We start from the raw sequence: 17,591 nt of genomic DNA, 5'->3' as shown, positions 1-17,591 counted from the left end.
TGAACCAGGCCTAACCTTTACTAAAATTTGCCTAATTTTACGTAGTTTGGATGAAAATCACTTAATTTTCTTTAATTAATGACTTGATACTCTCAATAGATTCAGGATTTAGTTCGATCTCTTTATGATCTTCTTTAACATGCTCAAGGACTTTATGCATCAACTCTTCTTCTGTTTGAGATGAGGCAGACCAACCACAATCTTTTCCAGCATCCTTACAACTAATACTTTTTGTCATGTATTGTAGAGTTTAAAGATACTTATCTAATTTTCTAAAAATTTAGAAATTAAAAAATTGAATCTTACGCACAGGCGTAAGTATTTTTCTTAATTGCCTCACCATTGAATTCAGATAACATCCAGCTCAGACCCTGAATGTCTTCCCATGAAATACTATCCTCAAATGATGTCTTTTCTTTACTTATTTTTGGAATTTCTACCATGAATTGATTTATTGAAATTTTGAATATAAGATCCGCGTATAACTGATAAATTGTTCATTTTGTACTAGGATCTTCAGGAGGCTTTACAAATCCCCCTTCTACTGATTCTGGAGGTGGAATGTTCTTTGTTTTTCCTAATCCAATTGTTGTAATAATGACTGAGGACAAAATTATGAAAAATACAATTTCTGGATATGCTTCTGCATTTGGTAATCCCATAGTAATTGGATAAGTTGCAAGTACAGCTGCTGCCAAACCCCTTGGAATCATAACATATGTAACTTGCCTGTCTAACTGTGAAAATCTCTTTGTAAGAGTAATTTTTCCTACTATAGTCCTTCCATAGTAAATTGCTATTGTAATCAATATGCCAAAGATGACATATTCTACTCTTCCAAAACTTGCCATCAATCCAACAAACACAAAAAAGAATGATCGTACCAAAAATGTAAGTTGATTATGTGTAGGGTCATCCATATCGATTTTTGGCAGTTTGAATCTCAATATTTTGGATAAATGTGCCTTGTTTCCTAACATTAATCCAAATATCAACGCAGTTAATGCGCCAGACTCACCAAATGAATTTGCTAAAAAGAATAACACAAACAAAACTCCCAAAGTTAACATATATCCGTGCTGAGCATTTGCAAGCTTTGTTGATACATACATCCATGGAATTCCTACTCCAAATCCTAAAACTAATCCTACTACGATTGCCCTTCCTAACGTATCTTCCAAAGTTTGAAGATCAAAACTTCCAGCTAAGATTGCCTCAAACATAATAAATGCTACAATCGTTGACAAGATATCTGTCAGAGCAGATTCAAAACTAAGCATTGATTTTGCATCTTCTGAAATTCTGATGTTTCGTACTAACCCAAATACAATTGCAGAGCTACTACCTCCAACAATTGAACCTAAGAGAATGCTATCTAACCAAAACCAATCTAGTACATAATGAGCTCCAATGGTTACCAAAACGACAGATAAAATAAATCCCAATAAAGCAAGCGTAAATGCAAAATGTGCAGTTCTGATCATATTTTTTATATCAAGATTTAACCCCCCATCAAACATGATGATAATTAATGCTAAAGCTGCAAAATATGGAACAACTTGGATTACTGCTTCAGGTTGAATTACTCCAAGTACTGGTCCTATAATTACTCCTAATACCATCAAAAAAGCTACATCTGGAATACCTGTTTTTTTGAAGAAGGCCTCACCTGCAACACCAAGAAAAACTACCACACCTGCTGCAAGCAAAACTACATGTGCACTTGCAATCGGTCCATCTTGAATTGCTAATGTTCCAATAGATTCTTGAATTTCAGAAATTTTATCTAGAAAGTATGTCTTATCAAAATTATCTAAAATAGAAATGTCTTGAATTTGTCCTCTAAAAAAATTCAAAACCATTAACATATAGTCATTCAATATTTCCATCACCAAAATTATCCATAAAAGCCAATTTAGTCAATCTACATTGATTCAATGATGACAGTATAATGGTGCCATAATACATTAAATCATCTTTATGCAAACAAATTACATGAGTGCTTCTGAACAACTTAGAGCAGATCACATACAAGTAAGACGTCTAGAAAAAGTTGTCCTAAAATGCGCTGAAGAAATAGCAAAAGGAGAAACTGTTCCATTTTCAGACATTGAAAAAATCATGATAATAATATCTGATTTTGTTGATGCCATTCATCACTCTAGAGAAGAAGACTCTTACTTTCCATGTGTAGCCAGTTATGACACACTAAAAGAGGAAATTAGAGGTTTTATGATAGAGCATGAATTTGGAAGAAATATTGCTAGACAAATCTCCAAACATCTACAAAGATGGAGACAAGGACATGATGAAAGAGAACCTGTTGCAAGGTTTTTGAAAACATATGGGATTTATCTTTATGATCATTTGAATAAAGAAAATAATTTTTTTGACAAGGCAGAGGCTGAAGTTCTATCAAAAGAAGAAGAAATTGAGATGTATGAACAATATAGATCAATTACTGCAATTACCAAAAAGGTAGATGATATGATAAAAGAAATTGATTTCTTAGAAAAACAAAATTGGTTTCAAAATTAACGTAAGCTCTTTATGGGCTAATCTGACAATTTGAATATGAAACCTTTTGTTCTTTGGATGACTGGTCTTCCTTGCTCAGGCAAGACTACCATCGTAAAAGATTTGCAAAAAGACATTCCAAATTTGGCAATGCTTGATGGTGATGAACTTAGAGAATGGTTTTCACCAAAAGATTTCTCAAAAGCAGGCAGAGATGAACACAACAAAAAGGTAGCACATTTGGCAAAACTTTTGCTAAAACATGGAGTACCTAGCGCAGTGTCACTGGTTTCACCATACATTGAGAATCGTGAAAATGCTAGAAAAATCATTGATTCAGGTGATCAATTTGCAGAAGTCTACGTTAAGTGTTCTCTAGCAAAATGTGAAGAGAGAGATGTCAAAGGAATGTATGCCAAGGCAAGAAAAGGAGAGATTAAAGGATTTACAGGAATTGATGATCCTTATGAGGCTCCAACAAATGCAGACTTGGTAATAGATACAGAAAATGAACCTCTTTCGGAGAGTGCAAACAAAGTAAAGGATTTTCTAAAATCAAGAAATCTGATCTAATTTTTTAAACTCATTTACTATTTTTTCATGAATCAAACCATTAGTAACTAGAATTCCATTTTGATGATTTACAATTTTGTTGTTATATGTAATATCATTTCCTGACATGTCTGTCATCTTTCCTCCTGCTTCTTTTATAATACAATATGATGCTGCTGAATCCCATTCTTTCATTTTGTTTGTTGTTGTAATGTATGCTTCTGCCTCCCCAGAACTAATTTTTCCAACTTTTAATGAACTACCTATGCTTGTAAAGTCCTCTATTCCTAGTTTTTTGATGAAGTTTTTTTCAGTCTCTGATAGATGATGTCTTGAACCTACAGTTCTACATTTTGAAAGTTCTGAAATTTTAGTAACATGAATTTTTTCCCATTTGTTATTTGAAAATCTATAGGCACCTTTTCCTTTTTCTGCTGCAAAAATAGTTTTTTCTGTTGGCCAGGCAATTACACCTAGAATTGGTTTTTGATTTTTAACAAGAGCAATCATTACGGTAAATTCTCCAGTTTTATCGATAAAATCAGATGTTCCATCAAGAGGATCAACAATCCAAATTGTTTCTTTTGAGAGCCTACTCAAATCATCTTTATCCTCTTCTGATAATATACTATGATTTGTTTTTGAAAGAATTTTTTTAATAATCTCATTGCTTTTTACATCTGCTTCTGTAATTGGAGAATCATCACTTTTTGTTCTTGTTTCATATTTTTCATTGTAAACCTCCAAAATTGCATTTCCTGCCTGTACGGCAGCATCTATGGCTACATCTAACTCTGGAACTTTATCACTTATTGGAATGCTGTCCATTTTAATCTAGGTTGTTAATTCCGGTTTTAATGTCCATACTACACCTAAGACAATAAATGGAATAGATAAAATTCCGATTATTCCTAGAATTATATTAAACTGCTCTGATGATACCTCTGGATTATTAATAATCCACGGTAATGGTAAAGTTATCACTACCCAAATTACTCCTAAAAGAATGATCAATTTTGCCTTCTTTTTCTTATCTGTCATATTTCCAGTACCTCTTGAGCAGTATTAAATCCATGTGAACTCACTTTATTGATTCTCCTCCATCAACTGCCAAAACTGCACCTGTAGTCCATGATGCATCATCAGATGCAAAATAAAGTACAGCCTTACCCACCTCTTCTGGCTTACCTATGCGTCCTATTGGGTGCTCATTATTCATAAAATCTCTATCTTTCTCAGTTTTCAAAAAGGGTTTTGTCATATCTGTATCAACAACGCCTGGACAAATACAATTAACTCGAATTTTATTTTTTGAATATTCCAAAGCCCAACATTTTGTAAGAATAATTAGGGCCGCCTTTGCAGCTGAATATGCATCAGCATTAAATCCTTCATATGCCTTTAGGCCAGCATCTGATGAAATATTGATTATACATCCACAAGTTTTTTTCAGGTAAGAAATAGCAGCTTTTGTAAATCGAAATTGTCCTGTCAAATTTACGTCTAAAACTTCTTGCCATTCCGATTCTTCAATTTCGTGTAACTGTTTAATTTTTGGAAAAATTCCCGCATTATTTACAAGAATATCTAACTTGCCAAATTTTTCAACAGTCTTATCTACCACTTTTTTTACATCTTCTTCATTTTTAATATCAGCTGGAATTGCAATTGTATTAGATAGTTTTGAAACAGCATTTTCTAATCGTTTAGGATCCTTTGCAGTGATTACAACTTTAGCGCCATTTTCAGAAAAAATTTTTGCAGTTGAAAATCCTATTCCTCTACTACCACCAGTAATCAGGGCTACTTTTCCAGAAAGCTTCAACATAATCTTGCTGAAAACTCGTAATTTATAGATCAACTAATTTTGAAAATAGTCTAATTTTCAATTGTTACTGATTCATATTGTTAATAATTCAAATTAATTATTAGAAGATAGATTAGGCATGAAAAATTTCATTTTTTTGTATATTTTTTCATAAAATTTCATGCTAAATCTTAAATACCTAAACTTCCTATATTAACTAATGCCGATGGATATAATTCCTATCGACTAAAACCGCGTGGCCCCGCAGAACGATAAAGGCAATCAGGCGTAATAACGACCTGAGATAGAGAGGAAATCTCTCAAAGTTCTGCAATGAAGGGGGTTGCGCCTCTTAATTTTCTAAAATATCAACTGATACCGTACCCAAAAAGTTCCCATTTGGGTTTATCATGATTTCTAACTCCTGTTTTTCATTAATCTCAATTTTTTTCTGTCCTTCATAGTCCCATGTATAGTATTGAGAAATTCCTGTTTCATGCAATGTTCCTTTTAAAGTAAAATTTTCTTTAAACAAGAAATTTTCTCCATTTATTGATATTGACAAAATTTGAGGACTATCCCCATTTGGAACAAATCTAAAAAAATACTCCCCAGCCTCAACCAAGAATTTTTCTGAATAAACACCATCTTGGTACATTTTTGGATCTGCCAAAGTTACATGAAAAATGGCCTTATTCTCCTCATCATTTTCATCAAAAGATGAAATTATTACTAATCCTACCACTGCGACAATTATTGGAATAAAAACCAGTCTTCCATTCAATAAAATCCAAAAATCAGTATAGTAAAAATAAATTTCTGAATTTCAGAAAAAAATAATATTTAAATAGATTTTTCTAGACCCACTTTTTGTTAAAATGACAAAATGTCCACTTTGCGGCGAATCCATTGCTAACAAGTCTTTGATATCAAACCACATTCGTAAAATCCATCCACAAAGATCCGTGATTTCAAACATTTAGCCTCATTCTTGTTAGACAAATTTAATGAACTGTTAACCTATATTCACACCTGAAATTAAGTACAAATTCATTGAGCCTAAACATTGCCAAACTTTCAAAATAAATGGGCTTCACAACATCAACCAGGAATTGGTGACAAAATTAGTGATGTACTAAAACCAAAAGGCCCACTAAAACCAAAGGTCCAAACAGGAATTAAGAGATTACAAACTCAGATTACTAAACTGGATTCAATGATAAACAAACTAAAAGAAAGGGACGGTAAGCTTTTCAAAAGAATCGTTGAGGCAACTGAATCACATGATACTAGCACAAGTAAGGTATTGTCAAAAGAATTAGCTGAAGTTAGAAAAGTTTCAAAAATTTTAGGAAATGCTAGAATTGCATTAGAACAAATTGAATTACGATTAACAACCTATCATGATCTAGGTGACACGGTTGTTACTATAATGCCTACAATAGGATTAATGAAGAACCTAAAATCATCACTAGCAAAATTCATGCCAGGAGCTGATCAAGAAATTAATCAGATGGCAGAAATGCTTGGAGGCTTCATGACTGATAGTTTCTCAAGTGAAGGTGCATTTGGAATTGATGACTCAACAAATTCAGAATCAGAAAAAATCTTACAAGAAGCAGCTGCAGTAGCCGAAAGTTCAACTGGACAAATGTTCCCATCAGTACCAACTGACACAGAAAAATCTACTGCAAATTCTTCCAAGTTTTATTAAATTTAATTTTCTAATGACTCTCTAGACTCTTTTACTTTCTTGACCTTATTTCCTTCATCGTCAATAATTCTATCTAATCCTGATAGTCTATCACGTAAACTGTTGATTATAGAACCCACTTGATCTGCTTCACTTTCTACCTGCTGTCTTTTATTGGACAATTCCTTTATTCCTTGATTTTCTTCCTCGATGTACTCACTAACTTTTTGAAGTTTTTCTTTCAAATTCTTGATATCTACTGATTCCTCCTCGATATCCTTTTCAAGATTTGTTCTCTTATCCTTGAGATTTTTAATCATCAATCCGACATAATCAATTGCCTCTTCTAGTTTGGCACGTTTATCCATTAATTCGCCTATTCCAATTTCACTTGATGACTCTGTGGTGGAAGTTTCTGTCTCAGTTGATTCTTCTGTCCTTTCTTCTACCATTTCCCCGCCTTCATCTTTTTTGAATTTATCAAACATTTATGAGTATTTTTTCAATTTGGGAATAAAAAGTTATTATGAATCTCAAAGCTGACCTAGTGAATGATTTTTTATCATTGAAACGAAAAAGGTAAAATCTCATCAAATCATGTTCTGAATCATCAATGTACTGATTTTCAGATTAGGTATATCTTGAATGAAATTTCATGAAATCTGTAAATATCATCCAGAAATTCTTTAAATGAAAAAGCATTTCTTGCATTCTGAAGAAATCTTCAGGCTCTTCAAATGTTAGACTGACCCCACATACGATTTTTTCAATAATAATGGCCTTCTAAAACCACAGTTGACATGAAACGTCCTGTTCCTTATATACAAAAATCATTCAAAAATAGTATAAAATCATAATTTTTCCTAAAAATTTCAGTAAATTGGCAAAACCAACATTTTTCTCAAAAACAAAGAATTTTTCCTAAATTTTAGGCTTCAAAAAACTTGGAATTTCTTCCCCCTCCATCAAAAACAATGATTTTTGATGATTTTTTGACATGAAACACCTGTTCCGCTATACGTTCCGCTACAAAGTTTCAAAATGTTCCTCATTAACTAACATGTTGTATACTATAACATGTCAAAACAACAATACAGGTCCGAAATGGGCATAATGGGTGACATCCTAGACGTTACCGCCGATGGCGGCCGTAATGGAGTCATTGTATCTGCAATTTCTCGCAAAGCCAACCTATCTCACTATGCAGTACTAGACAAATGTGAGAAACTGGTAGAAGCAGGCTTAGTCGAGTCCGTCAAAAATGATAGGAACAGAGTCTTTTTGATTACTGAAAAAGGACTGCAGTTTTTCCAGGAATTTAAGAGATTTCAGGGACTCGTAGAGAGTATGAATCTAAGGTACTAACCAAATGAACCAGCAAATCGTACCAATTCATGGGAAAGAGTACCTACGAGAAGATGGAATGCTTTTTGTAAGGACTGATGGTATTCTCGAAACAATGGTCAAAGTTCCACTTTTGGTTGTTAGTATGATTATTGTAACAGCCGTAATGCCAATCCAGTCTTCATTCAGCTCTCCTAGGACCCTAGATCTCATAATTTATCCTGATGGAACAACACATATTTCTGCCGAAGTTGATGTTGATCCACTTGCAACTGATTATGAACTTGATCTGTTTGGAAGCACAATAGATAATTTTGTGGCTGTAGGCGAAAACGGATTCTTGCTTACTAGTGACGTTATAGGAAATTTTGCACTAATTGAAACATTTGGCTCATCTACAATTTCTGTAGAATATGATATTCATGACTTGGTCTCAAAAAAAGGAAGAATTTGGACCTTTTCTTTAGATGCACCGTCTGATTTTACTTTACTTTTACCCAAAAACTCTGCCATAGTTGGAATGACAAATCTACCAATTGATATGAAACTAGTAAATGATCAAAACCAACTTACTTTATCTGAAGGTCAAACTGAGATTGATTATCTTTTTAGCACAACTACAACACCTAATAACCCTGATCCAGTTGAACCTATTTCAAATTCGGATAATTTGATGTATGCAGCAATTGGCAGCGTTGCAACAGCTGCCATAGTTGGAATTGTAGCAATCATCAAAACAAGAAAAAAATCAGCAAGACCAATTCAACAAACTGAAACATCTCAAACCATTATGAAATCTGAATCAATTGCACCTGAAACAATTTTCAAATTAAATCCAGATATTCGTGAAGATGATAAAGAGATAGTGAAGTTTATCTCCAACAACGGGGGCCAAGCATTAGAAAGTGAATTGAGAAAGAAATTCCTACAGCCAAGAACAACTATGTGGCGTGCCGTAAAAAGATTGGAACGTAATGGTATTATAGAAATTGAAAAAAAAGACATGCAAAACCTTGTAAAATTACGCAAGAATTTGGAGGAAGAATTATGAAAACATTAACTCTATTCACAATATTTGTGCTGATTTTTGGAACCACATCTCCGTTACTAGTTAATGATGCACATGCACAAAACGATCCTAGTATCTTATTGCGCATAGCTAAACAAGCAGACAAACAAATTGAAAACCAACTACAGAGAGTTTATGGTGACTCTGTACCTCAAAACATTCAATCTCTGTATGATCAGGGGCATTTAGCAGTAATTTCATTAGAGGATTCTCTTAACGATAATAACATAACCCAAGCAAAGAAAGACTTTCTTTCAGCAATGAAAATTTTTCAACAAATTTCTAGAATAATATCTGAACCAAGTACCGAAGCTAAAGTAACCACAAGAGATACCGCTGACAGAGATCTCACAAGTGAATTAAACAGACTGCATAAATATTTCCAGAACCTAGAGGCAATTTCTAAAAGATATGATACTGGAATTAACTTTGATCAAATCTATGAACTGTTTGAAAAAGGACGTGAACAAATTAGAAATGGCGATAACGAAGGTGCCAAAAACACCATTGGAGAATTAAAGTTACTTCTTAATGACATTCAAAAAAATATTAGGGAACATGCATCAAACAGTGCTACTAAAAGAATCAAGCAATTTCTTGAAAAGCAATTAGATAAGATTGAATCGTTTCTTGATAAAGCTGAACCCTCTGAGAATACCAGAACTGCATATGATTTAATTGTAAAAATCCAACTATCATTATCTGAAGACAATCTTTCTGATGCAAAGAGCAGTTTTTCAGAATTAATCAAATTAGTAAAAGTTATCCAAAAAGCAAACCGCTAGGTAGCATAAGCTTCATATACATTTTCCAAAGAATTTGAGCATGGCTTCAAAGGCAATAGTTGTTGGAGTGGGAATTCCAATGATTGTTGTTGGTGTATTAATGGCATGGCTTTGGGCTCCAGTTGAAGGTGAAATGCAAAACACTGTTGAATTTGTTGGTAGTCTAATTGGAATTTTAGGAGTTGTCTTCTTTATTTCTGGATTATTTTATTCAAAAGAACCTGTAATGCACTAGTAAAAGTCATTGCATAAATAATGAAAACAATCTAAAAAATCATTGAGTGTAAGATTATTTGAGATATTCACATCAATTGAAGGCGAGGGGATTCTGTTTGGAACAAAGACACTTTTTGTTAGATTAGCTGGATGTCCTTTCACATGCTTTTATTGTGATACTAAGGAATCCCTCCCGCTTGATTCAGGCGATGAATATTCAATAGAGGATACATGTGCACTAATTGACAAAAATTTGAAAGACAAGACATTCAAAGTAAATTTTACAGGCGGTGATCCATTAATCCAACACAATGCTGTAGCAGAATTAGCAAAATACGTTCAATCAAAAAATATCTTGACTTATCTAGAATCATCTTGTTTTGATGCAGACAGATTCAATCACGTTTTACCGTTTATTGATATTGTAAAAATAGAGTTTAAGACTAAGGATTCAGAATTTGTTGACTCAAAACACTATGACCTATTAATTGAGAATGCTTGTAAATGTCTTGAATCAGCAATGTCTGCTAAAAAGACTACTTACATCAAAATTGTCACCAGCTCGAAAACAAAATTACATGATTTCAAATTACTTGTTGAAAAAATATTCAATACCGTTTCAAAAGATAACATTGACGGATTTATCATACAGCCTACATTTGGAGTAGCAGAGCCTTCCTTGGACTTATTACTGGAACTCTATGATGCTGTCTATCCATATTATTCTAATGTCAAAGTTGTACCTCAACTTCACAAACTTATTGGTGCACCATAGTGACATTTACCTTGATAATCAGATTAAGTTCAAATACTAGCAGAAATCTGTGAGATTATAAAATGGACAAAGAACGTGTTAAAAAACTCGTTAGGGAATTAATTATTGAGCTTGGGGAAGATCCTACACGTGAGGGATTAATTGACACTCCTGAAAGAATTGCAGACATGTACAAAGAGATTTTTGGAGGATATGAATCTGATTCAGAACTATCTGTACAATTCTCAGAGGATTCTGACGTAGTTGTTGCAAGAGACATTCAGTTTTATTCAATGTGTGAGCATCACATGCTACCATTTTTTGGAAAAATACACATTGCATATTCCCCAAATGGCAGAGTTTTTGGAATCTCAAAACTAGTCAGACTGGTAGAAAAGTATTCTAAAAGATTACAGATTCAAGAAAGACTGACCAAAAATATTGCTGATGAACTGTATGCTCAAGGCGTAAAAGGAGTAGTAGTATTGGCTGATGCTGAGCACCTTTGCATGAAGATGCGAGGAGTAAGAAATGACGCATTACTTTCATCTTCAGCATACAGAGGAATTTATGAAAATAAAGAAGAAAAAGAGAGTATTATGGCCATGATCAGAAGACGTCCATCTGAGAACTTACTCTAAAACAGTGAAAAATTAAATAATCAATCTTTTTGAGATGACACATGGGAGCACATCCAAATGTTCATGTTCCAAAAGAGTCTTGGCCCAATTGGACGTGGTATGCAATTGAATTTGGAATTGTTCTTGCCGTATCTATGTTAGTTTCAAGAGAAATAACAAACTCTATTCAAGGATTGACTCCAGTTGATCAAAATTGGGTCTTTATGGGAATTGTTGGGGGAATTTTCTTGATTTGGTATGCCATAATTAGAACCGTGGTTTTAAAAAGAAAAATTCTTGAAACCCGATACTAGAATTATTTTAGATATTTTGTTCTGTCATTAATTTTTGCATTTGAAAATGCAGCCTTTCTGTTATTGCAAGATTCACATTGGCCACAATGAAGTTTTTTACTTGCATAACAACTCCAAGTATTAAAAATTGAGTTTCCCATAGTTTTGATTCCAATCTTTAAAAGATCACTTTTTGATAATCCCTCACGATAGGGAGACCATATGCTGATATCTTTTCTTAGCCCTGAGTTTATTCCGTCTATTTCTCCTTGATTAAATGCTGATTCTAATTTTTTAGCAAAGGCTGGTCTGCAATCTGGATAATTCTTGTCACCCGTATGTGCTCCATATGCAACAACTGATGCATTTAGCGTATATGCCCATGCAGATGCTATGGATAAGAAAACTGCATTACGAATAGGAACTACTATCGAATAATCAAACTTGCTTGGAATCTTTCTTTTTTTGCTTGTTAATACATTTGAATCTCCATAAAGACTCTTCATAAAATCAATATCTACAATCTTGTGTTCTTTCAAGCCTAGTTTTTTTGCAAAGGTTTTGGCAGCAACAATCTCCCTATTTGCCTTTTGACCATATGAAAACGAGATTCCATACAGCTCATATTTTGACTTTAAAAATGAAGCAGCACATACAGAGTCTATTCCGCCACTAAACACAATTACTGCCTTTTTCATAAAATCACTTTATCTTTGATATTGCACCTTTGCTAGGCTTGCAGATTATTGTTTGACACTTTGTTTTTGCCGATGAAAATCCTCTAGACATTGCACCAGAGATTTTTTTAAGATCAGCTGAACTTTTTGAAAATGCAATGACTGAAGGGCCTGCACCACTAATTGTCACGCCCTCAGCTCCTGCCTTCAGTGCATTTTCTTTAACTCTGGAAAATCCTGGAATCATGTGTTTTCTTGCAGGCTCTACAATCACATCTTTGATTGAGCTTCCAATTAATCCAGGATCTTTTTTAATAAAACCTGTAACAATGCATGCAGCATTTGATAGATTCAATACACTATCAGTTAATTTTACTTTTTTTGGAATAACTCCCCTTGAAACCTTTGTCTTCTTTTTAGGGACTTGTAATTTGGGAACTGCTATACACATTCTAAGATTTGTAGGTGGCTCAATTTTGATTACACTTAACGGATTTGTTCTTACAATCACAAATCCTCCCAAAACAGCTGCTGCGACATTATCATAGTGAACAGACCCTGCACTTGCCTTTTCACCAGATCCTGCAAATTCTACTAGAGAATTATCATCGAGTTTCAAGTTATACAACTTGTTAAATGCTACTGCAGCTGCTGCAGCTGAAGCTGCACTACTTCCCATACCAAATCCAGCTGGAACTCCTTTCTTGATTTTGATTTCAATACCATCTTTAGTTTTGAATTTTTTTATCATATTTTTCACAACCAATCCAGCAGTATTTTGTTCTGGATTTGTAGGAATGTTGTCTGCAGAAATTATTGTAATTCCTTTTTCTTTCTTTTTTGTTAATGTGACTTCATCAAAGAATGCATCTACTGCCAACCCAAACACATCAAACCCTGGCCCTAAATTTGCAGTAGATGAAGGAGCTTTTACCGTAACTTTTGATGCCATCTAGTCTTCTACCTCTTCACCTAAGTTAAGAATTCTGCTTAAGGCACCCTCAAGATTTGCCATCCCTTCTCCTGTAACATTTGATATTGGAATCAATCCTTGTGCAAATCCACTCAAGTTTAGTCCTCGTAGAATATTTGTTGTAAGAGAATATGTTTCTCCATCGGCCTCGTTTGCTATGGCATTTTCTAATGTACGTAAATTTGTAGACCATTGTAAGATGTCTTTTATTTTTGTCCCAATTAGATCCGTTTTTGTAACAACATTGACTGTTGGCAAATTCAAACGTAATCTGATTGATGTTGCTAGTAATGCAATTGAAACAAAATTTACTGGTGTCGTAATTAATGCACCATCAAATAGAAAGATGTTTGTTTTTTCATCAGATGTTATGTTTTCAACAAGAAATCTTCCGCTAGAACGATATGCAAACAATTCAATCTGTCCTGGAGTATCTACAATAAGATAATCTGGATTTACTCTGTTTACCTCATTTTGAATTTCATCAATTTTTGAGGCAATAAGATCATTTGCCATAATCAGTGCTCCATTTGGGCCTAAATCATATTGATTCATGATTGATACAATATCTACATAATCTCTGACATCAATATCGCATGTATATGGAAGATTCTCAACCCCTGGATCTAAGTTCAAGACAGCAGTAAATGCACCATTTTTGGTATGGTATTCACTTAGTTTTGATGTAAGTAGTGATTTTCCCGAACCAGCAGTACCTGAAATAAAAATTGTTTTCAACCTGTTCTGTTTTTGTCTATTTGCTTATATTTCAAACTAGTTTGACATTTTAAAATTTCCAAAACGGAATTCAAATTATGATAAAATTTCCGTCCTGATCATTAACTATAACATTTCATAGAATATGTGATTGAGAAAATTATCCAAAAAGAAGAGTATCTAAAAGAACTAGTCATAAAATTGCTTCAAGAGAGAAACCTAAGTGACTTTGAACAATTAGATTCATTATTCTCTGAAATAAAAGAAGAATTTAATCAGAACAAGAGTCAAATAATTTCATAATTTTGTGCCTAGACTTAGGCGTGAATATCTCAACAAAAACTTAGCTACTCAACTTTCATATTTGTATTTGAAAAAAAATCTTCAAATGAACTGGAGATTAGTTGCCATTCCTGCTACCCTTATTCCAATCTTTATCATTGCAATTCAGTTTGATATTAAAATTGAAGATGTACTAGCTATAGGATTCTTTCCATTTTTAGGTGGTGTGGTAGCAATGATGATAAAACTTGGTCTTCAAGGAGTAAAATTTGCGTACATTGCAAGAAAATATCTTGGTAATTTTGATTCTATTTTGAAGTTAACAGGTGTCCGAGTAGGAAGCGAATTCATAAAATTTACCACTCCAATGTTTGTAGGAGCAGAATTCATAGTAATTTATTATCTACACAAAAAAGGTGTAAAGCCATCAAAGTCAACATGGATTGCAATTATGGATATTGTAACTGAAGTTTTTGCAGGCGGTTTATTGTCAATAATGGCTGGAATTATTGCATTGATGCATGGTGCATATGTTGTTGCAGGCGTGATTTTGGGTACTAGCATTACTGTGACATCATTATGGATGGTATTGTTTTTCTTGTCATCAAAAAGAACATTTCAAGTACCAAAAGTTTTTTCAAAACTTGTAGATAGATTTGGGAAAGAAAAAGGCCAAAGGTATATCGAACAAACTAACATGTGGATGGAAGAAGTATGTACTATGAGCAGAAAAAATCTTAGAACTACTGAATCCAAAAAAGTGTTTACCGTATCATTTTTATTCTCTCTTATATCGTGGTCTTTTTACGGAACATCCTTTATGATTATTGCATTTGGAACAGGTTACATCATAAATGCCTTTGACTCTATCATGGCAGTAATGGGTGCAAATGCAATTGGAAACCTTCCTATTACTGTTGGAGGTTCTGGATTGGCAGAATTTGGCATTGTTGCATTTCTAAATAATTTGGATCCATTCAACTTTGATATTCCTGAGGGGACAGTTGCATGGGATGCTGTAATTGGATGGAGAATCGCGACATACTATGTACCAATAGCAATTACTTGGCTATTGCTGGTAAAATTGGCATTAAGCAAGATTTCCAAGAAAAATCAGAACTAATTCCCTATTCTGGAAATTGCATGTATTATTTTCTAACATACAGTGATTAGTTTATTAATGATTTTTAATTAAATGAAAATATGAAAAGCATAATGCAGTTTGCCATTTTGACAATTGCTATCATTGGCATGTTCGGAATGTCCATTAATGCTTATGCCGATCAGCCTAGTGACAAGCCACAGGCATGTAATAATGATAATGCAAAACATGTTGGAAACAAACATTGTGATGGAAGTGGCACAGGAGCATTTACTGAATGTGATGGATATGATTCTGATACTGGACATGAATCTGATGGGGTAATTGATGCAGATGAACTTGTAGATTGGATTGTAGATAATGGTAAACCAGTCGATATATCTGCTGTTAAAAATAATATTAAAATGATTGAAGAGTCTATCCCCTCCAACAACCCTAATGGAGTAATTGACTCAAACAAAGAACTATCCCTTCTTAACGAGTACTTAGATGGCCTAGACATTCCTATCTGTGCATAAAAATCATTTTTACGAAACCACTTTATCCAATAACTTTCTTTTTATTTCGTGGATTTTAAAAATAAAATTATACTAATTACAGGAGCATCATCTGGAATTGGAAAAGAAACAGCAATAGAATTTGCGAAAAATGGCTCAAATCTAGTTCTTGTTGCAAGAAGAAAGGAAAAATTAGAAGAGTTACAAAAAAAACTTGAAAAATTTAACGTAAAAATCATGGTTTGCCCATGTGATGTTTCTGTTAAATCACAGGTTGCAAAGATGTCTTCAGAAGTATTAAAAAAATTTGGTTCAATTGATATTTTAGTAAATAATGCTGGATTTGCAATTTATGGTTCTGTGTCTGATCTTACTATTGAAGAGATTGAATCGCAAATGGCAATAAATTATTTAGGAATGGTTTATTGTATCAAAAATTTTCTTCCATCAATGATACAAAAAAAATCTGGTCATATTGTTAATGTAGCATCTGTTGCTGCAAGCTTTGGTTTACCGGGAATTGCATCATATTGTGCATCAAAGTTTGCTATGTTAGGATTTTCAGAGGGACTCAAACATGAATTAAATGGCACAGGAGTCGGAATTACTGTTGTTAGTCCAATAATGGTAAGAACAGCTTTTTTTGAACATCCATCATTTGAAAAATTTCCAAAATATTCACCAACTTCACTTAATGCAAAAACTGTTGCAAAAGTTATTCTTCAAGCAGCAAATTCTCCTCGATTGGAGATTGTCGTTCCTTCTGTTGTTCGTGGAGCTATATGGATAAAAAACACTTTTCCATATTTAATAAACCCAATTATAAGAAATACATTTAAGAAAAAACTAGATTCAAAATCTAAATAATCTATTCATCCATATCATCTGTTGATTCACTAGAACCCACATCTAATAATTCCATAGACTTTAATTCAAATTGATAAATAGCATTCATGTCAATCTCTTTTTCTTTTTGAAGATAATCTGAAACTTTTTTACTTAATGGAGCTTTATGTTGATCAAAAGTAAATTCATAAACTACACCCTTTTCTAAGTCTGATGTTTTGATTTTTTTAGGTAAATCCATTGTTATGATATGTCTACCATCCTCTACAGGATCATATAACTGAGCATCTGCTTTATTATCCGCATCGTAAATCTCAAGAATGTATCCAGAACGTTTCAATTCTTGTGGTTTTTGAAATTTGGCATTTTGAATCTCATCTGTAACCCAATCAGGAATGTCATCTTTTTTCTTTGCCATGAAACATCACTAATTTTCTTGTTTTTCTTTTTTACTTTTTTGCCACCAATCTAGATAATCATCATGTTTATCTTCACGAGTTTTTTCTTTTTGATTTAGTTTGAATCTAATGTCTGAAATCTCTTCTCTTGTTGCATACAGTCCACAACGCTTACAGATGAAATGCCTTCTATTCTTTTCATCCATTTTCATTGGAATTTCAATCTCATCAAATAACTTGAATAATTCCTGTCTATCTCTGTCTTCTTCTAGAGTCTCTTCTTCATATTTAGCTTGAATCTTCTTCTTTTCTCTGTGTGTACATTCGGGACAGTTAGGCACTGATGTTTTGCCCTAATTTTTTCCATAAAAGCGTTCCCACAATATCTTATGATCGATTTATCTGACACGCGGATTTTATCGTCATCCCTTGCGGTCAGTTCGCCCATC

At 33.4% G+C, this 17,591-nt stretch carries 27 protein-coding genes; 14 read left to right on the top strand and 13 right to left on the bottom strand.

Annotated elements, in window-relative coordinates; all coding sequences use genetic code 11:
* Positions 1-61: 61 nt before the first annotated feature.
* From NsoK4_RS09110 to NsoK4_RS09100, 3 genes are all read right to left on the bottom strand, one after another.
* On the bottom strand, positions 62-238 hold the full coding sequence (locus tag NsoK4_RS09110; RefSeq protein WP_211687224.1) for a DUF1059 domain-containing protein: 177 nt from the start codon (positions 236-238) through the stop codon (positions 62-64).
* Positions 239-302: 64 nt separating this feature from the next.
* Complete coding sequence (locus tag NsoK4_RS09105; RefSeq protein ID WP_211687223.1) at positions 303-443, bottom strand: hypothetical protein; 141 nt, start codon at positions 441-443, stop codon at positions 303-305.
* Between the two features lie 54 nt (positions 444-497).
* Positions 498-1,868, bottom strand: coding sequence for a cation:proton antiporter (locus NsoK4_RS09100; protein ID WP_371816034.1), 1,371 nt, complete (start codon positions 1,866-1,868; stop codon positions 498-500).
* 127 nt (positions 1,869-1,995) lie between these two features.
* Between NsoK4_RS09100 and NsoK4_RS09095 the strand changes: the two genes are divergently transcribed.
* Together NsoK4_RS09095 and cysC are read left to right on the top strand one after the other, a co-directional pair.
* On the top strand, positions 1,996-2,538 hold the full coding sequence (locus tag NsoK4_RS09095) for a hemerythrin domain-containing protein (protein WP_211687221.1): 543 nt from the start codon (positions 1,996-1,998) through the stop codon (positions 2,536-2,538).
* 36 nt (positions 2,539-2,574) lie between these two features.
* Entirely contained in the window at positions 2,575-3,090 is a 516-nt protein-coding gene (gene cysC / locus NsoK4_RS09090; RefSeq protein WP_211687220.1) for an adenylyl-sulfate kinase, read from the top strand.
* Here cysC and NsoK4_RS09085 read toward each other — a convergent pair.
* From NsoK4_RS09085 to NsoK4_RS09070, 4 genes are all read right to left on the bottom strand, one after another.
* Positions 3,073-3,897 (bottom strand): 3'(2'),5'-bisphosphate nucleotidase CysQ, encoded by an 825-nt coding sequence (locus NsoK4_RS09085; protein ID WP_211687219.1) that lies wholly within the window; start codon positions 3,895-3,897, stop codon positions 3,073-3,075. The two genes, cysC and NsoK4_RS09085, sit on opposite strands and share 18 nt — an antisense overlap.
* A 6-nt stretch (positions 3,898-3,903) precedes the next feature.
* Positions 3,904-4,110 (bottom strand): hypothetical protein, encoded by a 207-nt coding sequence (locus NsoK4_RS09080; RefSeq protein WP_211687218.1) that lies wholly within the window; start codon positions 4,108-4,110, stop codon positions 3,904-3,906.
* A 40-nt stretch (positions 4,111-4,150) separates the two neighbouring features.
* Complete coding sequence (locus tag NsoK4_RS09075; protein ID WP_211689037.1) at positions 4,151-4,894, bottom strand: SDR family NAD(P)-dependent oxidoreductase; 744 nt, start codon at positions 4,892-4,894, stop codon at positions 4,151-4,153.
* A gap of 334 nt (positions 4,895-5,228) precedes the next feature.
* On the bottom strand, positions 5,229-5,660 hold the full coding sequence (locus NsoK4_RS09070; protein ID WP_211687217.1) for a hypothetical protein: 432 nt from the start codon (positions 5,658-5,660) through the stop codon (positions 5,229-5,231).
* A gap of 282 nt (positions 5,661-5,942) precedes the next feature.
* On the opposite strand from NsoK4_RS09070, the gene NsoK4_RS09065 reads away from it, so the two are divergent.
* Positions 5,943-6,590 carry a Snf7 family protein gene (locus tag NsoK4_RS09065; RefSeq protein WP_211687216.1) on the top strand — a complete coding sequence of 216 codons (648 nt, stop codon included), beginning with the start codon at positions 5,943-5,945 and terminating at the stop codon, positions 6,588-6,590.
* A 2-nt stretch (positions 6,591-6,592) separates the two neighbouring features.
* Here NsoK4_RS09065 and NsoK4_RS09060 read toward each other — a convergent pair whose 3' ends face one another.
* Positions 6,593-7,057, bottom strand: coding sequence for a transcriptional regulator (locus NsoK4_RS09060; protein ID WP_211687215.1), 465 nt, complete (start codon positions 7,055-7,057; stop codon positions 6,593-6,595).
* Between the two features lie 616 nt (positions 7,058-7,673).
* Between NsoK4_RS09060 and NsoK4_RS09055 the strand changes: the two genes are divergently transcribed.
* The 7 genes from NsoK4_RS09055 to NsoK4_RS09025 all read left to right on the top strand — a co-directional run bounded on the left by NsoK4_RS09055 (position 7,674) and on the right by NsoK4_RS09025 (position 11,671).
* Complete coding sequence (locus NsoK4_RS09055) at positions 7,674-7,934, top strand: winged helix-turn-helix domain-containing protein (RefSeq protein ID WP_211689035.1); 261 nt, start codon at positions 7,674-7,676, stop codon at positions 7,932-7,934.
* A gap of 4 nt (positions 7,935-7,938) precedes the next feature.
* Positions 7,939-8,964, top strand: a complete 1,026-nt coding sequence (locus NsoK4_RS09050; RefSeq protein WP_211687214.1) for a MarR family transcriptional regulator — start codon at positions 7,939-7,941, stop codon at positions 8,962-8,964.
* Positions 8,961-9,767, top strand: a complete 807-nt coding sequence (locus NsoK4_RS09045; RefSeq protein WP_211687213.1) for a hypothetical protein — start codon at positions 8,961-8,963, stop codon at positions 9,765-9,767. The genes NsoK4_RS09050 and NsoK4_RS09045 overlap by 4 nt, the downstream gene beginning before the upstream one ends.
* A gap of 40 nt (positions 9,768-9,807) precedes the next feature.
* The gene (locus NsoK4_RS09040) at positions 9,808-10,002 is read left to right on the top strand and encodes a hypothetical protein (protein ID WP_211687212.1); all 195 of its coding nucleotides are present in this window, start codon (positions 9,808-9,810) and stop codon (positions 10,000-10,002) included.
* 42 nt (positions 10,003-10,044) lie between these two features.
* Complete coding sequence (locus NsoK4_RS09035; RefSeq protein WP_211687211.1) at positions 10,045-10,758, top strand: 7-carboxy-7-deazaguanine synthase QueE; 714 nt, start codon at positions 10,045-10,047, stop codon at positions 10,756-10,758.
* A 62-nt stretch (positions 10,759-10,820) separates the two neighbouring features.
* On the top strand, positions 10,821-11,378 hold the full coding sequence (gene folE, locus NsoK4_RS09030; protein ID WP_211687210.1) for a GTP cyclohydrolase I FolE: 558 nt from the start codon (positions 10,821-10,823) through the stop codon (positions 11,376-11,378).
* A 41-nt stretch (positions 11,379-11,419) separates the two neighbouring features.
* A complete protein-coding gene (locus NsoK4_RS09025; protein ID WP_211687209.1) occupies positions 11,420-11,671 on the top strand; it encodes a hypothetical protein in 252 nt (83 codons plus the stop codon).
* Positions 11,672-11,673: 2 nt separating this feature from the next.
* On the opposite strand, the gene NsoK4_RS09020 is transcribed toward NsoK4_RS09025, so the two are convergent.
* The 3 genes from NsoK4_RS09020 to NsoK4_RS09010 are packed head-to-tail and all read right to left on the bottom strand — an operon-like array spanning position 11,674 to position 14,038.
* Complete coding sequence (locus NsoK4_RS09020; protein ID WP_211687208.1) at positions 11,674-12,348, bottom strand: 7-cyano-7-deazaguanine synthase; 675 nt, start codon at positions 12,346-12,348, stop codon at positions 11,674-11,676.
* 4 nt (positions 12,349-12,352) lie between these two features.
* Positions 12,353-13,279: a homoserine kinase gene (locus NsoK4_RS09015; protein ID WP_211687207.1), complete on the bottom strand. Its 927-nt coding sequence runs from the start codon at positions 13,277-13,279 to the stop codon at positions 12,353-12,355.
* Positions 13,280-14,038, bottom strand: a complete 759-nt coding sequence (locus NsoK4_RS09010) for an ATP/GTP-binding protein (RefSeq protein WP_211687206.1) — start codon at positions 14,036-14,038, stop codon at positions 13,280-13,282.
* A gap of 126 nt (positions 14,039-14,164) precedes the next feature.
* Here NsoK4_RS09010 and NsoK4_RS09005 point away from each other — a divergent pair, with 126 nt between their 5' ends.
* From NsoK4_RS09005 to NsoK4_RS08990, 4 genes are all read left to right on the top strand, one after another.
* Entirely contained in the window at positions 14,165-14,320 is a 156-nt protein-coding gene (locus NsoK4_RS09005) for a hypothetical protein (RefSeq protein ID WP_211687205.1), read from the top strand.
* A gap of 85 nt (positions 14,321-14,405) precedes the next feature.
* Positions 14,406-15,422, top strand: a complete 1,017-nt coding sequence (locus NsoK4_RS09000; protein ID WP_211687204.1) for a lysylphosphatidylglycerol synthase transmembrane domain-containing protein — start codon at positions 14,406-14,408, stop codon at positions 15,420-15,422.
* 92 nt (positions 15,423-15,514) lie between these two features.
* Positions 15,515-15,919 (top strand): hypothetical protein, encoded by a 405-nt coding sequence (locus NsoK4_RS08995; RefSeq protein WP_211687203.1) that lies wholly within the window; start codon positions 15,515-15,517, stop codon positions 15,917-15,919.
* Between the two features lie 48 nt (positions 15,920-15,967).
* Positions 15,968-16,765, top strand: coding sequence for an SDR family oxidoreductase (locus tag NsoK4_RS08990; RefSeq protein WP_211687202.1), 798 nt, complete (start codon positions 15,968-15,970; stop codon positions 16,763-16,765).
* A 1-nt stretch (position 16,766) separates the two neighbouring features.
* Here NsoK4_RS08990 and NsoK4_RS08985 read toward each other — a convergent pair whose 3' ends face one another.
* Both NsoK4_RS08985 and NsoK4_RS08980 read right to left on the bottom strand, forming a co-directional pair.
* Positions 16,767-17,162, bottom strand: coding sequence for a hypothetical protein (locus NsoK4_RS08985; protein ID WP_211687201.1), 396 nt, complete (start codon positions 17,160-17,162; stop codon positions 16,767-16,769).
* A gap of 9 nt (positions 17,163-17,171) precedes the next feature.
* Complete coding sequence (locus NsoK4_RS08980; RefSeq protein WP_211687200.1) at positions 17,172-17,483, bottom strand: hypothetical protein; 312 nt, start codon at positions 17,481-17,483, stop codon at positions 17,172-17,174.
* Positions 17,484-17,591 lie beyond the last annotated feature (108 nt).

The organism is Nitrosopumilus sp. K4, from assembly GCF_018128925.1.
Lineage (GTDB): Archaea > Thermoproteota > Nitrososphaeria > Nitrososphaerales > Nitrosopumilaceae > HKST03.
This window is presented reverse-complemented; position numbering and strand designations above follow the sequence as displayed.